16 protein-coding genes are annotated in these 17,247 nt (G+C 58.2%); 10 read left to right on the top strand and 6 right to left on the bottom strand.

All coding sequences use genetic code 11. The annotated features are described in order from the left end of the window. Window positions 1-4: 4 nt before the first annotated feature. The 4 genes from PJL69_RS09130 to PJL69_RS09115 form a co-directional block, all read right to left on the bottom strand. Window positions 5-1,102 carry an ABC transporter ATP-binding protein gene (locus PJL69_RS09130; RefSeq protein ID WP_271309360.1) on the bottom strand — a complete coding sequence of 366 codons (1,098 nt, stop codon included), beginning with the start codon at window positions 1,100-1,102 and terminating at the stop codon, window positions 5-7. 91 nt (window positions 1,103-1,193) lie between these two features. Then, complete coding sequence (locus PJL69_RS09125) at window positions 1,194-2,399, bottom strand: ABC transporter substrate-binding protein (RefSeq protein ID WP_271309359.1); 1,206 nt, start codon at window positions 2,397-2,399, stop codon at window positions 1,194-1,196. A 20-nt stretch (window positions 2,400-2,419) separates the two neighbouring features. Then, window positions 2,420-3,262, bottom strand: coding sequence for a carbohydrate ABC transporter permease (locus tag PJL69_RS09120; protein WP_271309358.1), 843 nt, complete (start codon window positions 3,260-3,262; stop codon window positions 2,420-2,422). Between the two features lies 1 nt (window position 3,263). Further along, the gene (locus tag PJL69_RS09115; RefSeq protein WP_209097278.1) at window positions 3,264-4,196 is read right to left on the bottom strand and encodes a carbohydrate ABC transporter permease; all 933 of its coding nucleotides are present in this window, start codon (window positions 4,194-4,196) and stop codon (window positions 3,264-3,266) included. Window positions 4,197-4,412: 216 nt separating this feature from the next. Between PJL69_RS09115 and PJL69_RS09110 the strand changes: the two genes are divergently transcribed. From PJL69_RS09110 to ilvA, 5 genes are all read left to right on the top strand, one after another. After that, window positions 4,413-5,168 (top strand): GntR family transcriptional regulator, encoded by a 756-nt coding sequence (locus PJL69_RS09110; protein ID WP_271309357.1) that lies wholly within the window; start codon window positions 4,413-4,415, stop codon window positions 5,166-5,168. Continuing rightward, window positions 5,137-6,966 (top strand): beta-N-acetylhexosaminidase, encoded by a 1,830-nt coding sequence (locus tag PJL69_RS09105; RefSeq protein WP_271309356.1) that lies wholly within the window; start codon window positions 5,137-5,139, stop codon window positions 6,964-6,966. The genes PJL69_RS09110 and PJL69_RS09105 overlap by 32 nt, the downstream gene beginning before the upstream one ends. A gap of 133 nt (window positions 6,967-7,099) precedes the next feature. After that, on the top strand, window positions 7,100-7,720 hold the full coding sequence (locus PJL69_RS09100; RefSeq protein WP_271309355.1) for a hypothetical protein: 621 nt from the start codon (window positions 7,100-7,102) through the stop codon (window positions 7,718-7,720). 141 nt (window positions 7,721-7,861) lie between these two features. Continuing rightward, window positions 7,862-8,611 (top strand): hypothetical protein, encoded by a 750-nt coding sequence (locus PJL69_RS09095; RefSeq protein ID WP_271309354.1) that lies wholly within the window; start codon window positions 7,862-7,864, stop codon window positions 8,609-8,611. A 66-nt stretch (window positions 8,612-8,677) separates the two neighbouring features. Then, window positions 8,678-9,916 carry a threonine ammonia-lyase IlvA gene (ilvA, locus tag PJL69_RS09090; RefSeq protein ID WP_271309353.1) on the top strand — a complete coding sequence of 413 codons (1,239 nt, stop codon included), beginning with the start codon at window positions 8,678-8,680 and terminating at the stop codon, window positions 9,914-9,916. 125 nt (window positions 9,917-10,041) lie between these two features. Here the strand turns inward: ilvA and PJL69_RS09085 are convergent, their stop codons facing one another. Next, complete coding sequence (locus PJL69_RS09085) at window positions 10,042-10,365, bottom strand: Hpt domain-containing protein (RefSeq protein ID WP_209097273.1); 324 nt, start codon at window positions 10,363-10,365, stop codon at window positions 10,042-10,044. Window positions 10,366-10,532: 167 nt separating this feature from the next. On the opposite strand from PJL69_RS09085, the gene PJL69_RS09080 reads away from it, so the two are divergent. Further along, a complete protein-coding gene (locus PJL69_RS09080) occupies window positions 10,533-11,801 on the top strand; it encodes a PP2C family protein-serine/threonine phosphatase (RefSeq protein WP_247743358.1) in 1,269 nt (422 codons plus the stop codon). A 14-nt stretch (window positions 11,802-11,815) separates the two neighbouring features. Here the strand turns inward: PJL69_RS09080 and PJL69_RS09075 are convergent, their stop codons facing one another. Further along, window positions 11,816-12,253, bottom strand: coding sequence for an NUDIX hydrolase (locus tag PJL69_RS09075; RefSeq protein ID WP_209097272.1), 438 nt, complete (start codon window positions 12,251-12,253; stop codon window positions 11,816-11,818). A 78-nt stretch (window positions 12,254-12,331) separates the two neighbouring features. Between PJL69_RS09075 and hslO the strand changes: the two genes are divergently transcribed. From hslO to PJL69_RS09055, 4 genes are all read left to right on the top strand, one after another. Continuing rightward, entirely contained in the window at window positions 12,332-13,336 is a 1,005-nt protein-coding gene (gene hslO, locus PJL69_RS09070) for an Hsp33 family molecular chaperone HslO (RefSeq protein WP_209097271.1), read from the top strand. Then, the gene (locus tag PJL69_RS09065; protein ID WP_271309352.1) at window positions 13,320-13,928 is read left to right on the top strand and encodes a CoA pyrophosphatase; all 609 of its coding nucleotides are present in this window, start codon (window positions 13,320-13,322) and stop codon (window positions 13,926-13,928) included. Before hslO ends, PJL69_RS09065 begins: the two co-directional genes overlap by 17 nt. Continuing rightward, window positions 13,925-15,082: a CCA tRNA nucleotidyltransferase gene (locus PJL69_RS09060; RefSeq protein ID WP_271309351.1), complete on the top strand. Its 1,158-nt coding sequence runs from the start codon at window positions 13,925-13,927 to the stop codon at window positions 15,080-15,082. Before PJL69_RS09065 ends, PJL69_RS09060 begins: the two co-directional genes overlap by 4 nt. Before the next feature lie 289 nt (window positions 15,083-15,371). Beyond that, window positions 15,372-17,213 (top strand): ABC transporter ATP-binding protein, encoded by a 1,842-nt coding sequence (locus PJL69_RS09055; protein WP_271309350.1) that lies wholly within the window; start codon window positions 15,372-15,374, stop codon window positions 17,211-17,213. The last annotated feature ends 34 nt before the right edge of the window (window positions 17,214-17,247 follow it).

Here is a 17,247-nt window from a genome sequence, read left to right as displayed (position 1 = left end):
ATCCTCAGGCCACCAGCGCCGGCGCAGATTTGCGGCGCAGCACCTGACCGTTGCTTTGGAACACGTGGCAATCTTCGGGCGCGACCGTGAGCTTGAGGATCTCCCCCTCACGCACTGGCGCGTCACCAGGCAAGGAGGCGCAGAACCGCGTGCCATTGCCAATGGTGCCATAGGTGATTGCCACACCGCCCAGACGTTCCAGCACATTCACCGAAATATCGAGACCATTCTGGCCCAAGGCCACATGTTCGGGGCGAATGCCGACCTCCACAGTGTCACCAACGCTGACCCCCTCGGTCTCCACCGGCAGCGACATCTTGTGGCCGCCTTCAAGCTCCACAGTCAGCGCGCCTGCGGTGTCGAGCACCTTGGCGGGAACAAAGTTCATGTTTGGCTGGCCAATGAAGCTCGCCACAAATTTGGTGGCCGGGTGGTGATAGAGTTCCATAGGCGTGCCAAATTGTTCCACCTGACCGCCGTTCAGCACCACAATCCGGTCGGCCATTGTCATGGCTTCGACCTGATCATGGGTCACATAGACCATGGTGGCGTCCAGTTGACGATGCAGCTGGCTCAGCTCGACGCGCATATCCCCACGAAGTGCGGCGTCAAGGTTGGAGAGCGGCTCATCAAACAGGAACACCTTCGGTTCGCGCACAATCGAACGGCCAATGGCCACCCGCTGGCGCTGACCACCCGAAAGCTGTCCGGGCTTCAGTTGCAGTTTGTCCGTGAGTTGGAGCACTTTGGCGGCGTGTTGCACACGCGCATCCAATTGATCTTTCGCCATCTTCTGCACCCGCAGTGGGAAGGCGATGTTTTCATAAACCGTCAGATGCGGATAGAGCGCATAGGACTGAAAAACCATGGAAATGCCGCGATCCACCGGCGCGGCGTGGCTTACATCTTCGCCGCCAATCACGATGGAGCCGGATGTGGCTTCCTCCAGCCCGGCAATGATGCGCAGCAAGGTGGATTTGCCACAGCCTGAAGGGCCGACAAACACCACAAATTCCTTGTCCTCAATGGCGAGGCTGATGTCATGCAACACTTTGGCCGTGCCAAAGGATTTGGTGATTGCATTGAGGTTGAGCGTCGCCATGGCACTGTCCGTCTGTCTGAAAATTATTGAAAGTGAGGAGGATCACACCCCGGGCGCACCATCGCGGGCGCGCCCGGAGCAGGGAGACCGCTTAGAGCGCGTCGTCGAGCTCTTCGGCGGCGATTGTCACCAGGTTGTCGACCGTGTCATCTTTCAGGATGATGCCCTGCACCATGTTGGTGAAGACCGACTGCAGCGATTTGAAATCTTCCACAAGCGGCTCCGGGCCACCGGTCGCGATGGAGGCAGTGAAGGTCGGCCAGATGCCATCTGCGTAGTAGAGATCTTCTTTTCCCAGCTTGGAGTAGTCCAAGATCGGGGTCAGGCCCCAGCTGCTGTCCAGATCATACTGGCTGTCACCAGAGGTGATGCGCTTGGCCAACTCCTGCGCCAGATCTTCATGGCCAGACCCTTTGAACACCACGATGGAGTCGGTGATCAGGATCGAACCGGAGGTGCCGGAGGGGCCAGCAGGCACAGGCACAACCTTCTGGTTGATGTCTTCGTTGTGCTGGTTGTGTCCCCATGGGCCAGACACATACATGGCGATCTGGCCGTCGTTGAACAGATCACGCAGTTGGTCACGTTCCCATGCGGTTGGGCCGTCCTGCGCCACATCCACAAGCTTGCCGTAGAATTCCAGCGTCTCGCGGGTCTCTTTGCTGTCGAGCATGTTTTTGCCCGACGCGCTGTCAATCACCGCACCACCATTGGAATAAAGGTAGTTCAGGAACTGGTGCATGGTGTTGTCAAAGTCTTTGCCCGCAAGGCCCACGCCCGCCGCATCAGTATTGTCCACCACGCCTTTGGCCAAATCATACATCGCGTCCCAGGTGGCGGGCGCTTCACAGGCCTGACCGGAGGCTTCGATGATGTCACAGTTCAGATACAGCGCCTTGGTGGAGAAGGCATGCGGATACCCCCAGGCGGTGCCTTCCACGGTCACAGTGTTCAGAACGCCGGGCTGATAAGGTGTGCTCTCGTCGATTTCTGCTGGAACGATCAGATCATTCTTCGCCAGCTGACGCAGAGTACGGCTGCCCATATAGGCGATGGAGGGCGGGTCACCTGCTGCGGCGAGGGTCAGGGATTTGTCCTGACATGTGCCCCATGGCACCGCTTCCAGATTGACTTTGACGCCTTCGTAATCGGCCTCAAACTGATCGACCACCGCTTGGTCTGCCGCGCGCACTTCGCCGCCGCACATAATGAAATGAACTTCTTTGTCTGCCGCCATGGCCGTGCTGGCCACCCCAGACAAAAGGGCTGCGCCCAATGTCAGTTTTACGCTTTTCATAATTAGTCTCCCTTGTTGGCTTATTCTTTCACGGCGCCAGCGGTGAGGCCGGCGACGAGATACTTTTGCAGGAACAGGAAGATGACCATGACAGGCAGAACGCCCACCAAGGCAGCGGCCATCATCTCATTCCAGGTCACCGTTTGATACCCGATGAATTCGTAAAGACCGGCAGGCAGCGGCTGCAGCTCGCGGGTCTGGTTGAATGTGATTGCGAACAAAAATTGCTGTGCGTAGGCGCCGATAAACACGGCCACGCCCACCACGATCAGCCCCGGCACCGCCAGCGGCAGCACCACACGGCGCAGGGTGTAAAGACGGCTGGCGCCATCCACAAAGGCCGCTTCCTCCAGCTCCCGCGGGATCTTCTCCAGATAAGAGCGCAGCAGCCAGATACCGGTGGGGATCAGGAAGGCGACACCGGGAATGATCATCGCCCAGTAGGAATTGAGCAGCCCCATGGTGCGCAACACACGATAAAGTGGAATGAGCAGCACCGCACCAGTGAACATATTCACCCCGAGGAAGATACCGAGGCTGATGTTTTTGAAGGGAAAATTCAGCCGCGCATAGGCATAGGCCGCAGGCACGACAAATACCATGGTGATCAAGGTGACAGAGCTGGCAATGAAAATCGAGTTGAAGATATAGCGCCCCAGCAGGGGCACCGTGACCCACATATCGCTATAGGCCTGCAGGCTGAAATCATCAGACCAGAACTGATACGGGCTGCGAAACAGATGCTCCAGCGGGCGCAGGCTGGCCATGAACATTTCAAAAAACGGCAACAGCATAAAGGTGAGGAAAACAGCCAGAGCGGCGTAAATGCCCACCAGTTGCAGCTTTGTGTAGCGATCCATCATGTCACTTCACCCCGTAGCGTTTGTTCACTTTGTTCAAGAAGAACAAATAGATGAGAGAGAAAAGGCCAAGCAGGATCACGATGATGACCGCCCGAGCCGCGCCTTCGCCAAACTTGTAGTTGCCAATTGCAACCTTATAGGTGTCCACGATCATGGTGGTGGTTGCACCGCGTGGCCCACCTTCGGTCAAAATCCAGATAATCTCAAAGCTGTTGAAGGTGAAAATCGCCGACAGCAGCGCCATAGAGACGATCACCGGGAAAATCTGCGGAATGGTGATCCGGCGGAAGCGATACCAGCGTCCGGCCCCATCCACCCAGGCCGCCTCATACAGATCCCGGCTCACCCCCTGCATTGCCGCCAGAAAGAACAGCGTCACCATCGGTGTGCCCACCCAGACATCGGTCACAACCGCAGAGTAGAAAGCGGAGGTTTTGTAAGCGAGAAATTCAAACGGCCCGTCGGTGATGCCAAGCTTCATCAATACGCCAGACAAGACGCCGAAGTAGCCATTATAGAGCCACAGCCAGCCGATACAGCCAATCGCAATTGGGATCACCCAGGGCGGCATGACCAGCACCCGGAACAGCGCCCGGCCCGGAATGGCTGCGTTCAGCAGGGTCGCGCCAATCAGTCCGAGCATCAGTTTCAGCCCCACACTGAGGAACATCCAGTAAAACGTGCGCACAATGGTCTGATGAAAGCGGCGGCTGTCGGCGAGATCCTGATAGTTCTCAAGGCCGACATAGCTTTCGCCGCCCAGGCCCGCGTCCATGAAAGAAAGCCGAATGGTTTCCGCGAGCGGCCACGCCACAATCACCGCGATGAAGAGCATGGCGGGCCCAACCAGAAGCCAGCCAAAGAGCCCCTCTGGCAAAGTGCGGCTGCGCAGGCTGGCGCTGTCTTGTGGCGCCTGTGCGGAGAGTTCGGCCATCCATATCCCCCATGGTGTTCTTCGGCTCAGCAGCAAGCCGAATCAATTCATGACAAATATGTTAACTCAATCAAACCAAAATACTACCAATACAATACCAAAACAGAATTCCCTTGAATAACCCATGAAAAACAGGCATTTCGATAGGTGTTTAGTCAGCCCTTTTGCGCCTGCCTTGCGAATTGGTATTGTTTTTGAAACCACACGAGGGCCCCGATGGAAATCGAAACGTCGCTATATGATCCCACTGTCTGGCATCGCGCAGGGCGGGGTCCACGTTATCAGCAGCTCTACCGCCACATCGCCGCAGAGATCCGCAGTGGCGGTCTGCAACCCGGCGATCAGCTCCCGCCGGAACGGGATCTGGCAGATACCGCAGACATCAGCCGCGTCACCGTGCGCAAGGCCGTGTCTCTGCTGGTGGAGGAGGGGCTGATTGAACAGCGCCGCGGTGCTGGGTCGTTTGTGGCCATGCCCTCTCCGCGGCTGGAACAATCCCTGTCCTCTCTTGTGTCCTTCACTGAAACCATGCGCGCGCGCGGCATGCAGGCCACCAGCGAAGTGCTCTCGCGTGGGCTGTTTTCGCCAAACCCCGATGAAATGGTCACGTTGGGACTTGCAGCCCATGAAAAGGTTGCGCGCATCAACCGTCTGCGCAGCGCCGGGGGGACGCCGATCGCGCTCGAATATTCTTCCTTGCCGCGCGATATTTTGCGCGACCCTGAAAAAATTGAAACCTCGCTGTATACGCTGCTGCGCAAAGATGGCAGCGCCCCCACCCGCGCCATCCAACGGGTGACGGCGCTCAATCTGTCGCCGTCTGACGCCGATCTCATGAAGCTGCCCGAAGGCAGCGCGGTGTTGCAGATCGTGCGCACGGGCTATCTCGCCTCGGGTCGCCCGATAGAGCTCACGCGCGGCCTGTACCGTTCAGACATTTATGACTTCGTTTCAGAACTCAGGTTGGATTGATATGCAGTATGAAAGTCGCCTCACTGGCAAGGAAATCCTATGCACTTTCACACCGGATCACGCACTGGCAGCTCCGGTGCTTTGTTTTTCTGGCATGGCCCCATTTGAGGTGGTTTCTGGTGGAACAGTGACGAAACAGCTGGGAAGTTACACCGAAATTCAGCTTCCCGATTTGGCAGCCAATGAGCCGTATGAAGTGACCATTCGCTATGCCGGTGGCTTCCACGCAGCCAACCGCGCCTGGCTCCCTTTGGGCCCTTTTCTGCGGGTGGCTGGCGTGGCGATCCCTCTGCCCAAACCGCCTTCGGGATGCCGCCCGCTACCACTGCCGGATCTCGGCCCGTTCCCCGGCCTGCCGCTGGTGCCGCAGCCGCAAAGCTGGGTGCCATCCGGCGGCACGCTGTCGCTGGATGGCATCCAATGCGCGCACCCCGCGCTGCAGGCAGTTGCCGATCTGGCGGATCGTAAGAAATGGGCATACCAAGGTGAGATAGAGCCACATATTGACCTCGTAGATCTCCCCGAAGATGCCTATGAAATCGACATCACGCCGCAGGGTATCACGATTCGCGCTGGAGACTATGGCGGGGTGTTTTATGCGGGCATCACGCTTCTGACGCTCATGCAGCAGGGGCCATTGCCCTGTGGCACACTCAAAGATGCGCCGCGTTTTGGTTGGCGCGGGCAACATTTGGACACTGCGCGCCATTACTATGCGCCCGAAACCATCTTTGAGCTGCTCGATCTGATGGCATTGCTCAAGATGAACCGCTTTCACTGGCATTTTGCAGATGATGAGGCATTCCGTCTGGAAATCGACTGTTTTCCGGAGCTTTGGCAGCAAACCGCCTTCTGTGGTGAGGGCCATCTGTTGCCCGGCCTGTTCGCCGGCGCGCTGACCTCCGGGGGCAGCTATTCCAAAGACACCGCCCGCGCCATCATCGCCCACGCCAAGGCGCTCAATATTGAGGTGATGCCAGAGATTGAGGTGCCCGCCCATGCCATCGCTCTCACTCATGTGTTTCCGGAATTGCGCGATCCCGATGACAGCGGCACAGAAACCAGCGTGCAGGGTTACAAAGGCAATGTGGTAAATCCCGCAATTGACCAGACTTGGGCTGTGTTAGAGCCTATTTTGGTGGAAGTTGGTGCACTCTTCCCCTTTGGTCATGTGCATCTGGGGTGTGACGAACTGCCGGAAGGCACTTGGATGGGCAGCCCGCTGGCCCGTGTGCTGATGGCCCGCGAAAGGCTGAAAACCACCGATGATCTGCAAGGCTGGACCATTGCGCGGCTCGCTGCCAAAGCCACCGCGCACGGCTTCCGCCCCTGCGCGTGGGAAGAGGCCGCGCGCGGAAATAATGGCGGCATTGGCAATGGCGCACTGCTGTTCAGCTGGACAGGGCAGGGGCCCGGCCTCGCCGCCGCCCGCGCGGGCTATGATGTGGTGATGAGCCCGGCACAGCATGTCTACCTTGATATGGCGCATACCGATGATCCTGATGACTGGGGCGCCAATTGGGCGGCCTATGTCTCTCTGGCAGACACCATCGCCTGGGAGCCGGTGCCCGATCCGAACCTTGCAGACCGCATCAAAGGGGTACAGGGCACCTTCTGGTCTGAGTTCACCACAGAAGATGCGCAGATCTGGCCGATGCTCATGCCGCGCATGCTCGGGGTGAGCGCCAAGGCGTGGCAGACCGAGACCATGACCACAGAGGCGCTCACGCAGCTGGCCCATGTCTATCAATCCGCGCTGGGTCCGCAGGTCTGGAACACTCAGGGGCGCGTGGCCTGAGCCTTTTGGTCGCGGGCGTCAAAAAATCGATGCAACTGCGCTTAAAACACGAGGCAGTTCGCCCCCAGTTTTTCAGTCTTTCTTAACTTTGCTGCGCCGTAGTGGTCCTTGGGATTATTTTGGGGGAAGACTAATGGCACATGTAAGGGCCCATTGGCTTTTTGACACTTTGACAACACCGACACCTGCGAAGGCCGGTTTCGAAATAGAGATCTGTCCAGAGGGCAATCCGCCTCTTGGGCGTGGCAGCGTTGTGTATGACACTGCCTTGGGCATTGTGGAGGGCGCGTTTTTTGAACATCACGGCGCCACCTATTTTGCGCCTGATAACCCGCGAGGGTTTCCAACCACAGCGCGCGGGCGTGTGCTGAGTTTTGTGGAACCTTGGGAGCAGGGCGCAGATCCAACCCAACCCGCCCCCGCCGAGGTGACAGAGGCGTTGGTCGAATGGATGTGTGACAGCGAAACCTTCGCGTTTGCCGAGGCCTATGATTTTCAGCTGGTGGAAGACTTCCGCATCGAGGGCGCAGATCGTGACCAGCTTGATGTGTCTCAGCTCACCGATGCGCAGGGCAAGCCGATCACTGTTAGGGACGTCGCCGTGCGTGCCGATACCTATGGCAACGCCGTGCTGATCTTTCCAGGTGGCGAGGGGGTCACCCTCAGTGGGATCAATCCGGCCCGTCTGAACGAGCCAACCTTGGTTGCCATGGGCCTGCCGGCAGCTGCAGAGACAGACATGTTGCAGGCCTGACGCCGAAACCAACCCCTCAGGGCGCCCGGCCTGTGCAAATCTTGCATCATGCCGGGTGGCGCAGCGGGTCACAGCCGTTTCTGCCTTGAGATCGCTTTTGCGCGACTGTAGCTGAGGTTTCAGCTACTTAGAGGTGAGACAATGCAGGGCTGGAAACTGTTCAAACATGCCATTGGCATGATCGTGCGCAACTGGCGGGAAGCCGCGCGCATATTCCTGGTGCCATCGCTGATCGGTGTTGTGGTGCTTGGGCTGTTTGTTGCCCTGATGCTTGCCAGTGTGCCCCACGCAGACATGGCGGCGACACCTCAACTTGCTGGAATACTCACGTTTTTGGGTGTGTTTGTCGTGACGGCCCTGCTCGCCACATGGTGCGTTGTCGCCTGGCATCGGTTTGTCATGCTCGAAGAGATGCCGCAGGGTTGGATGCCGCCCTTTCACAAAGCCCGGATCTTTGCCTATTGGGGGCAAATCTTTAAACTCTCACTGGCGGCCCTTCTTGTGGTTGTGCCTGCCGGGTTTGTCCTGATGTTGATTGTGAAGGCTTCTCCGGTGCTTGGCCTTCTGATCGGCATTCCTGCCTACTTCTTTGCTTTGCTCGCCTTTATGCGCCTGTCAGTCATCCTGCCCGCAGCGGCGGTCGGCAAACCTGTGACCTTCAGTCAGGCGTTTGAGGCCACCACGAAATCCTGGGGTGCGCTGCTGTTGATGATTTTGCTGCTGGCAGGGCTTCAGATTCTGACGCAGAGCGCGGCGGCTGGTCTCGCGCTGGTCTCTGCTCCACTGTCCGTTGTGCTGAATTTGGCGACCACGATTTTTGTGTCCCTCCTCAACATCAGCATCCTGACCACATTGTATGGTCACTATGTTGAGGGCCGGTCGATCGACTGACCCTGATCTGCGGGCCCGGCTCGACTGGGCCTTGCCAAACGGGGCGGCTTAAGTCACTGAGGGCACATGAGCGATTTTCGTATTTGTGCCCGCACTGCCGAAGCCGCCATGCGCAGCGTTTTTCCCGCCACGCCTCTGCAGCTGAATGCCCACCTTTCCGCCCGCTTTGACGCCAACATCTGGCTCAAGCGCGAAGACCTGACGCCCGTGCGCTCCTACAAGCTGCGCGGCGCGTTTAATGCCATGCGCAAGCGTCGGGTGGACAACCCGGATCAGCGCATTTTTGTCTGCGCCAGTGCCGGAAATCACGCACAGGGCATGGCCTATATGTGTAAGCATTTTGATGTGCAGGGCGTGATTTTCATGCCGGTCACCACGCCACAGCAGAAGATTTTCAAAACCAAAGTGTTTGGCGGCGAAAACGTAGAGATCCGCCTCGTGGGCGACTATTTCGACGATACGCTGGCGGCGGCCAAAACCTATTGTGCAGAGGCCGGTGCCGCCTTCCTGTCGCCATTTGATGATGAGGATGTGATCGAAGGTCAGGCCACTGTCGCTGTTGAGATCGAAGCGCAGCTTGGCCAAGTGCCAGACCACATCATTCTGCCGGTTGGCGGTGGCGGGCTGTCTTCCGGTGTTTACAGCTATTTCGCCGATCAAACCAACTACACACTGGTGGAGCCAGAGGGTGGGATGAGCCTTGCGGCGGCGCTGGATGCTGGTCAACCGGTCACGCTCGCCAATCTTGACGGGTTTGTGGATGGCGCAGCTGTGGCGCGGATCGGTGACAAAACCTTCGCACGGCTGGCAACACTCGCCCCTGAAAAGGTTCTGGCCGCGCCCGAAGATCGGATCTGCGCGACAATGATTGAAATGCTGAATGTCGAAGGCATCGTGCTGGAACCAGCTGGGGCCTTGGCAGTGGATGCGCTCAGCGATGTCGCGGATCAGATCCGTGGCAAAACCGTTGTCTGTGTCACCTCCGGCGGCAACTTTGATTTTGAGCGCCTGCCAGAGGTGAAAGAACGCGCGCAAAGATTCTCAGGGGTGAAGAAGTACTTCATTCTGCGCATGCCACAGCGCCCCGGTGCGCTGCGTGATTTTCTGGAAACGCTTGGCCCCGAAGACGACATCGCGCGCTTTGAGTATCTGAAGAAATCGGCGCGCAATTTCGGGTCTGTGCTCATTGGCATCGAAACCACGCGATCTGAGAACTTTGACGCGCTGTTTGCACGAATCAAGGCCGCCGGCATGACCTTCACAGACATCACCAATGATGAAACGCTCGCTCAATACGTGCTCTAACAGCATGTGATCTGCGCGTTGGGTGCGGGTGTAGGGCCACATATGAAAAAGCGCCGCGCCAGAGAGTATGGCGCCGCGCTTTTTTGGAGGGTCATCTTGTCAGACGGTGACGCGTCAGGAATTGCTCAGGCTGCTGCCAGGGTTTGCGCAAAGATGTTTTTGCTGTCTTCGAACGCGGTGAGGATCGCTGCTAGGTCGACAGTCTCGCCTTTTCCAGCTGCCGCCGCCGCTTCCCCAGCTTGGCACAGTTGCGAAAATGTCTGAAACCCAAGGTTCAGCGCGCCGCCTTTCAGGAAATGGAGATCCGCCTCAAGATTGGCCATGTCAGGTCCATCTTGCAGACGACCAATCACTTCCTCGACTTCATCGAGAAAGAGATCCACAACTTCATCGAAGTCTTCTGCACCAATCTCTTGACGCAGCTCATCTACACGTTCCCAGTCAATCATGGGCATTTCCTCATCAATTCCTTCCGTAAGAGTGACAAAAAAGTATTAACAATTCCTAACCGGTAAATTTTGAACTATCTCATTTTTAGTTTTGACGGCATGTTAAGCAGCGCAAGCATAGATGTCTGTCTAACGAACTTTATAATTTGTGCAAAGGCCCCAGCGTTTTGTCGACGACCTCTGTTCAATCTGCTGAGAAAAATGCCCCGGGTGTCGGGGTTATCAAACGTGTTCTGTTGGTGGACGACAGTCGTGTGCAGCGCCGTATCCTTAGCCTCTCGCTCAAGCGGGATGGCTATGATGTGATTGAAGCGGCTTCAGGCTCCGAAGCTCTGGAGATTTGCCGCAATGATCCGCCGGATCTGATTCTGTCTGACTGGATGATGCCGGGAATGACTGGCCTTGAGTTTTGTGTGGCCTTTCGTGAGCTGCAGACAGAGACCTATGGATACTTCATTCTTTTGACCTCCAAGAGTGAAAAAACTGAGGTGGCACAAGGGTTTGATGCCGGGGCGGACGATTTTCTGACCAAACCCGTGAACGGCTACGAGCTGCGGGCACGGATCTCCGCGGCGGAGCGTATTCTGCGCATGCAGCGCGAGCTCAAAGACAAAAACCGGGTCATCACCGACACGCTGGATGAGTTGCGTCGTCTGTATGACAGTCTGGACAATGACTTGCTGGCTGCCAAAAAGCTCCAGCAGTCCTTGGTGCCGGAACGGTTCCGCACCTTTGACGGGGCGGCGGTGTCTTTGCTCTTGCAGTCGTCTGGCCATGTGGGCGGTGACCTTGTGGGGCACTACAAGATCAGCGAAACGCGAATCGGTCTTTATGCGATTGATGTTTCTGGGCATGGAATCAGCTCTGCCCTGATCACCGCGCGTCTTGCTGGGCATCTTTCCGCCACTTCACCAGAGCATAATGTCGCCATGCAGGTGTTGCCGGACGGATCCCATCAGCCACTGCCCCCGGCAGAGGTTGTTGCCCGTTTGAACGAGATCATTCTCGATGAGATGGAGACAGAGCATTATTTCACCATGCTGCTGGCGGATGTGGATCTCAAAACCGGCAAGGTCATCATGGCGCAGGCCGGTCACCCGCATCCTTTGGTGCAGCGTGCGGATGGTGCCATTGAGCAGGAAGGCCCCGGCGGTCTGCCCGTTGGCCTGATTCCCGGCGCGGAATTTTCGCAGTTCGACATTCAACTGGCTCCGGGCGATCGGTTGTTCCTGTTGTCAGATGGCGTGACTGAATGCCCCGACACCAGTTCCGGTATGCTGGGCGAAGAAGGGCTTGAGGCCATGATGGCCGATCTTAAGGATCACGATCTGGAAAACACCCTGCAAGCGCTGGTCTGGAAGCTGGATGAATTCTCCGGCGGCAAGGGGTTCCCCGATGATGTGTCTGGTATTCTTCTGGAGTATCAGGGCAGTTAACCCCGCCCCCCGCGTCAGCCCAACAATAGTGAGGCGAAGTGGCGGTCACCGTCATTGCCCAGCTTTGCGATTGCATCAGCGGCGTGCATCCACACTGCCTCATGCCCCGGCTCACTTGGCGGGCCAATTCGCAACGTGGGTGTGGCCACATACACCGTGCAGAGTTTCTCCGCCCAAAGGTCATAGTCCGGCATAAAGGTGAAGCGGCGAAACGCCCCCAGCCTGCGGGGCTTGGCAATCCGGTATCCGGTCTCTTCAAACACCTCCCGGCTCAGCGCGACCAGTGGGCTTTCTCCGGGATCAATCCCGCCTCCGGGCAGCTGAAACTCGGGGATCGGACGGCTCTGATGGGTCACCAGCATTTGGTCCCCCCGCAACAGAACCGCATAGGCCCCGGGTCGCAACCGATAGGAGATGTCCGCGCGTGGCGGTGTGCCAAATCGTGGTATCATCCGTGAAACCCCTTTTTCCTGCCCTTGCTGGCCCTATATAGTCGCGGTATGGCAAGGGAAGGCCGATAAGGAAACCCCATGAAAGCTGCAAGTAAAATTGCCTGGGACGACACAGTGCTGCCGTTCCAGTTGGACAAATCTGATATTCGCGGGCGTGTTGCGCGCCTGGACGGCGTGCTCTCGGGCGTGCTGAAGCAACATGCCTACCCGGAAACGGTCGAGGCGCTGGTGGCCGAAATGGCCCTGCTGACCGCGCTGATCGGGCAAACCATCAGCCTGCGCTGGAAGCTGTCGCTGCAGGTGCAGACCAACGGCCCCGTGCGCATGATCGCCACCGATTACTACGCGCCCCAAAATGAGGGTGAGATTGCCCGCATCCGCGCTTACGCAAGCTTTGACGAAGAGCGCCTGACCGATGGCACCCCGTTTGAACAGCTCGGCAATGGCTATTTCGCGGTGCTGATCGACCAAGGGGATGGCATGAAGCCGTATCAGGGCATTTCCGGCCTTGTTGGCGGGTCGCTTCAGGCATCTGCTGAGGCCTATTTTGCCCAGTCAGAACAGCTGGCAACGCGCTTTTCCCTGAAGTTTGGCAAATCCATCGAGCCAGGCGTCGGGGAGCATTGGCGCGCGGGCGGCATCATGCTGCAGCATATGCCAAAGGCAAGCCCAGAGATCTCCGGTGAAGGCGGCAGCGGTGAAAGTGGCTATCTTCTGGCCAAAGATGTGGTCAACGAAGACGACGCAGAGAACTGGAATCGCGCCAATATCCTGCTCGACACGGTGGAAGATCTGGAAATGATCGGCCCCTCCGTGCCGCCAACTGATCTGCTGGTGCGCCTGTTCCACGAGGAAGAGCCGCGCGTCTATGATGCGCAGTCGGTGAAATTTGGCTGCACCTGCTCAGAGGAACGTGTGCGCCAGTCCCTGTCGATCTATTCTGCGCGTGACATCGAAAAGATGACCACACCGGAAGGCCGCGTGACCGCCGATTGCCAGTTCTGTGGCGCACATTACGACATGGATCCGGCCAGCGTGGGCATGCCACCCAAGGACCGCAGCGCTGATGCTGCTGGCGCCTGATCCACTCGAACACATTCGGGCCGCGCTGTCGCTGGACAGCGCGGCCTCTTCTGATTTTGATCTCAATCCTGATGTGATCTTGCCCAAGGGCCGCAAGCTGCGCCCCGCCGGCGTACTGGTCCCGATCGAGATCAAATCCGGCATCCCCCATGTCATCCTCACCAAACGCGCGAGCCATCTCAAACATCATCCGGGCCAGATCGCCTTTCCCGGCGGCAAACAGGATGAATCCGATGCGGATGTGATTGCCGCCGCATTGCGAGAGGCGCGCGAAGAGATCGGTCTGCCACCTGAAAACGTCGAGGTGCTCGGCACGCTGCCCACCCATGAAACTGTGACAAGCTTCACGGTCACACCGGTTTTGGGCCATGTTAGAGACGCTTTTGAGGTGATCCCAGAACCGGGAGAAGTAGAGGAAGTCTTCTCTGTGCCGCTGGCCCATGTCACCGATCCGGCGCGGTTTTCGGTGCAGTCCCGCCGCTGGCAGGGCAAGCGCCGCCACTACTTTACCGTACCTTTTGGTCCCTATTACATCTGGGGCGCAACCGCGCGCATTCTGCGTGGGTTGGCAGACCGGGTGGAACGCCTATGAAAGTCACCGGAGACTGGCTCACCGCACCCGCCACACAGGCGGTTTGCGCCATGTTAGAGACTGATAGCCATCAGGCGCTCTTTGTGGGCGGCTGTGTGCGCAACGCGCTTTTGGGCGCGCCAGTCAATGATATCGACATCTCCACCGACGCCCGACCAGAGCGGGTCATGGCGCTGGCCAAGGCCGCCGGGCTCAAGGCGATCCCCACAGGGATTGAACATGGCACCATCACCGTGGTGTCGGGTGGCATCCCCCATGAAATCACCACCTTCCGGCGTGATGTGGAAACCGACGGCCGCCGCGCCGTTGTAGCCTTCTCTGATCACGTGGAGGATGACGCCCACCGCCGCGATTTCACCATGAATGCGCTTTATGCCCGCTCTGATGGCACCGTGGTGGATCCGCTGGGGGGCTTGGCCGATCTTGAGGCCCGCCGCCTGCGGTTTATCGACGTGGCCGAAGAGCGCATCCGCGAAGACTACCTGCGCATCCTGCGCTACTTCCGCTTTCACGCCTACTACGGCGACTCGGACGAGGGCATGGACCCAGAGGCGCTCGCCGCCATCGCTGCCACTATCGAGGGCATCGCCAGCCTGTCCAAAGAGCGTATCGGCACAGAGATGGTGAAACTTATGGGCGCGCCAGATCCGGCCCCCGCGGTGGCGGCGATGCGCAGCACTGGTGCGCTGGCCGCGGTGCTAGAGGGGGCGGATGATCGTGCCCTTGCGCCGCTCGTTCATCTGGAAGCGCTGGCGGGCCTGTCCCCCGATCCCATGCGCCGCCTCGCGGCATTGGGTGGCCAACAGGTGGCGGACGCGTTGCGCCTCTCCAAGAAAAGCGCGCGTCAGCTCGAAACCTTGCGCAACGGCGTGGAAAGTACAGAAAGCCCCAATGCGCTGGGCTATCACCATGGTGCTGATTTGGGTCGTTCGATCGTGCTTTTACGCGCCGCTCTGCTGGAAATGCCACTCATGCCAGATGCGCTCGACGCTGTTGTGGCCGGGGCAGAGGCAGAGTGCCCGATCCGCCCTTCCGATCTGATAGGCCGATTTCAGGGCGCCGCACTCGGTCAGACGCTCAAACAGCTCGAGACGCGCTGGATCGATTCGCAGTTCACGCTCACCAAGGCGGATCTTCTGGCCAGCTTGGACTGATCCGCAACACCAGCGCACCTTGTGCTTACCTTTGGCGCCGCCACAAAAAATCCACCTCCGCGATACCGTTGGGATACCGACGCAATACCGACGTTGCAAAAACTTGGTTAATGCCGGTTGACTTTAACGCAACGCTCGCGCAGCATCGCCGCACTCAACCATGAGAAGGAGTGCAGGATGTATCGTGGGATCTGGTTTTCATAAGCCAATCTGACCGCAATGACGGCCAGGGTTGGCATGTCATTTCATCTATGCACTTAATATTTCTATCTGTTTTTCAGGCTTTCTCATGTTCAAGTTTTTCGAGACTCTCGTTGACCCCTATTGCGACTACGATGAAGTAGACGCGCCGCCCACCAAACTCTGGCCTTTCATGCGCGACTATGCGCAACCGTTCCGCCAAGTCTTTGTTTTTGCGACGGTAATGTCCATCATTGTGGCAGCGGTGGAGGTCGGCCTGATCGCCTATATGGGCCGCGTCGTGGACCTTCTGACCGGCGATCCTTCCACTGTCTGGGCCGAGCACGGCACCGAATTTATCATCGTGGTGCTCTTCGTTCTGTTCCTGCGCCCCGCGCTTCAGGCGCTGGATGTGCTGTTGCTGAACAACACGGTGCTGCCCAATTTTGGCACTCTGATCCGTTGGCGGGCCCATAAACACGTGTTGCGTCAATCAGTTGGCTGGTTTGAAAACGACTTCGCCGGCCGCATCGCCAACCGCATTATGCAGACCCCACCCGCCGCCGGCGAAGCTGTGTTTCAGGTCTTTGATGCCATCACCTTCTCCATCGCCTATGTCATTGGTGCTGCTATACTTTTGGCCGAGGCTGACCCCCGTCTGGTGCTGCCCATGCTCGGCTGGCTGGTGCTCTATGGCTTCTTGGTGAAATGGACAGTCAAACGGGTCGGCCCGGCCTCTCAGGCCGCCTCTGATGCGCGCTCCAAAGTCACTGGCCGCGTGGTGGATGCCTATACCAACATCCACTCGGTCAAGCTCTTTGCCCACAATCAGCGCGAGCTGGAATATGCCAAGGAAGCCATTGAATATTCACGGGAAACCTTTCAGGCGGAGATGCGGATTTTCACCATCATGGACGTGGCACTGGTTGTGCTCAATGGTGTGCTTATCGTCAGCGTTGTCGGCTGGGCGATCTGGCTCTGGTCTTTGGGGCAGGCCTCTGTCGGTGCGGTCGCGGCCGCCACCGCGCTCAGCCTGCGCCTGAATGCGATGACCGGCTGGATCATGTGGGCGCTCACCTCGTTTTTCCGCCAACTTGGTGTTGTGGCTGAAGGGATGGAGACAATTGCCCAACCCATTGATTTGGTGGATGAAAAGTCAGCACCTTCGCTTGATTTTGGCCAAGGGCAGATCGAGATCGATCATCTTTCGCACCACTATGGCCGTGGCTCGGGTGGGCTGGATCAGATCGCACTGACCATCGCACCAGGCGAAAAGGTTGGCCTGATTGGCCGATCGGGTGCGGGCAAGTCGACTTTAGTGAAGCTTCTTCTGCGGTTCTATGATGCGGAAAGCGGTCGGATCTTGATCGACGGTCAGGACATCTCCAAGGTCACGCAAAACAGCCTGCGCGATGCCATCGGTATGGTGCAACAGGACAGTTCGCTGCTGCACCGATCTGTGCGAGACAATCTGCTCTACGGTCGCCCGCATGCGACCGAGGCGGAAATGATCGCCGCCGCGCAAAAGGCCGAAGCCCATGATTTCATTTTGGATTTGGAGGATCCTGAGGGGCGCAAAGGCTATGATGCCCATGTGGGTGAGCGAGGGGTAAAGCTTTCTGGTGGCCAGCGGCAACGCATCACCTTGGCCCGCGTGATCCTGAAAGACGCGCCGATTCTGCTGCTCGATGAAGCCACCAGCGCGCTCGACAGCGAGGTCGAGGCCGTCATCCAGCGTACGCTCTATGGCATGATGGCGGGCAAAACCGTGATCGCCATTGCGCACCGTTTGTCCACGGTCGCCGAGATGGACCGGATTCTGGTTATGGATCAAGGCCGTATCGTAGAGCAAGGCAGCCATGCGGAACTGCTTTCACAGGGTGGTCTTTATGCCGGTTTCTGGGCACGTCAGTCCGGCGGCTTCCTCAATGCCGATGAGGCGGCTGAGTAACATTTGACCTCGCGCCTGTCCCTCGTTAGGGGGA

The organism is Shimia sp. MMG029 (assembly GCF_027947445.1).
Taxonomy (GTDB): Bacteria; Pseudomonadota; Alphaproteobacteria; order Rhodobacterales; family Rhodobacteraceae; genus Shimia.
The sequence above is the reverse complement of the archived record's forward strand: the minus strand, read 5'-3'. Positions and strand labels throughout refer to the sequence as shown.

Bases quoted from the DNA above. Each gene is read 5' to 3' on its own strand.
- PJL69_RS09110 (WP_271309357.1), top strand. From the start codon at position 4,413: ATGGAAATCGAAACGTCGCTATATGATCCCACTGTCTGGCATCGCGCA.
- PJL69_RS09060 (WP_271309351.1), top strand. From the start codon at position 13,925: ATGAAAGTCACCGGAGACTGGCTCACCGCACCCGCCACACAGGCGGTT.
- PJL69_RS09075 (WP_209097272.1), bottom strand. From the start codon at position 12,253: ATGATACCACGATTTGGCACACCGCCACGCGCGGACATCTCCTATCGG.
- PJL69_RS09055 (WP_271309350.1), top strand. From the start codon at position 15,372: ATGTTCAAGTTTTTCGAGACTCTCGTTGACCCCTATTGCGACTACGAT.
- PJL69_RS09105 (WP_271309356.1), top strand. From the start codon at position 5,137: ATGACTTCGTTTCAGAACTCAGGTTGGATTGATATGCAGTATGAAAGT.
- PJL69_RS09085 (WP_209097273.1), bottom strand. From the start codon at position 10,365: ATGATTGACTGGGAACGTGTAGATGAGCTGCGTCAAGAGATTGGTGCA.
- PJL69_RS09115 (WP_209097278.1), bottom strand. From the start codon at position 4,196: ATGGCCGAACTCTCCGCACAGGCGCCACAAGACAGCGCCAGCCTGCGC.
- PJL69_RS09125 (WP_271309359.1), bottom strand. From the start codon at position 2,399: ATGAAAAGCGTAAAACTGACATTGGGCGCAGCCCTTTTGTCTGGGGTG.
- PJL69_RS09130 (WP_271309360.1), bottom strand. From the start codon at position 1,102: ATGGCGACGCTCAACCTCAATGCAATCACCAAATCCTTTGGCACGGCC.
- hslO (WP_209097271.1), top strand. From the start codon at position 12,332: ATGAAAGCTGCAAGTAAAATTGCCTGGGACGACACAGTGCTGCCGTTC.
- ilvA (WP_271309353.1), top strand. From the start codon at position 8,678: ATGAGCGATTTTCGTATTTGTGCCCGCACTGCCGAAGCCGCCATGCGC.
- PJL69_RS09100 (WP_271309355.1), top strand. From the start codon at position 7,100: ATGGCACATGTAAGGGCCCATTGGCTTTTTGACACTTTGACAACACCG.
- PJL69_RS09065 (WP_271309352.1), top strand. From the start codon at position 13,320: ATGCTGCTGGCGCCTGATCCACTCGAACACATTCGGGCCGCGCTGTCG.
- PJL69_RS09120 (WP_271309358.1), bottom strand. From the start codon at position 3,262: ATGATGGATCGCTACACAAAGCTGCAACTGGTGGGCATTTACGCCGCT.
- PJL69_RS09095 (WP_271309354.1), top strand. From the start codon at position 7,862: ATGCAGGGCTGGAAACTGTTCAAACATGCCATTGGCATGATCGTGCGC.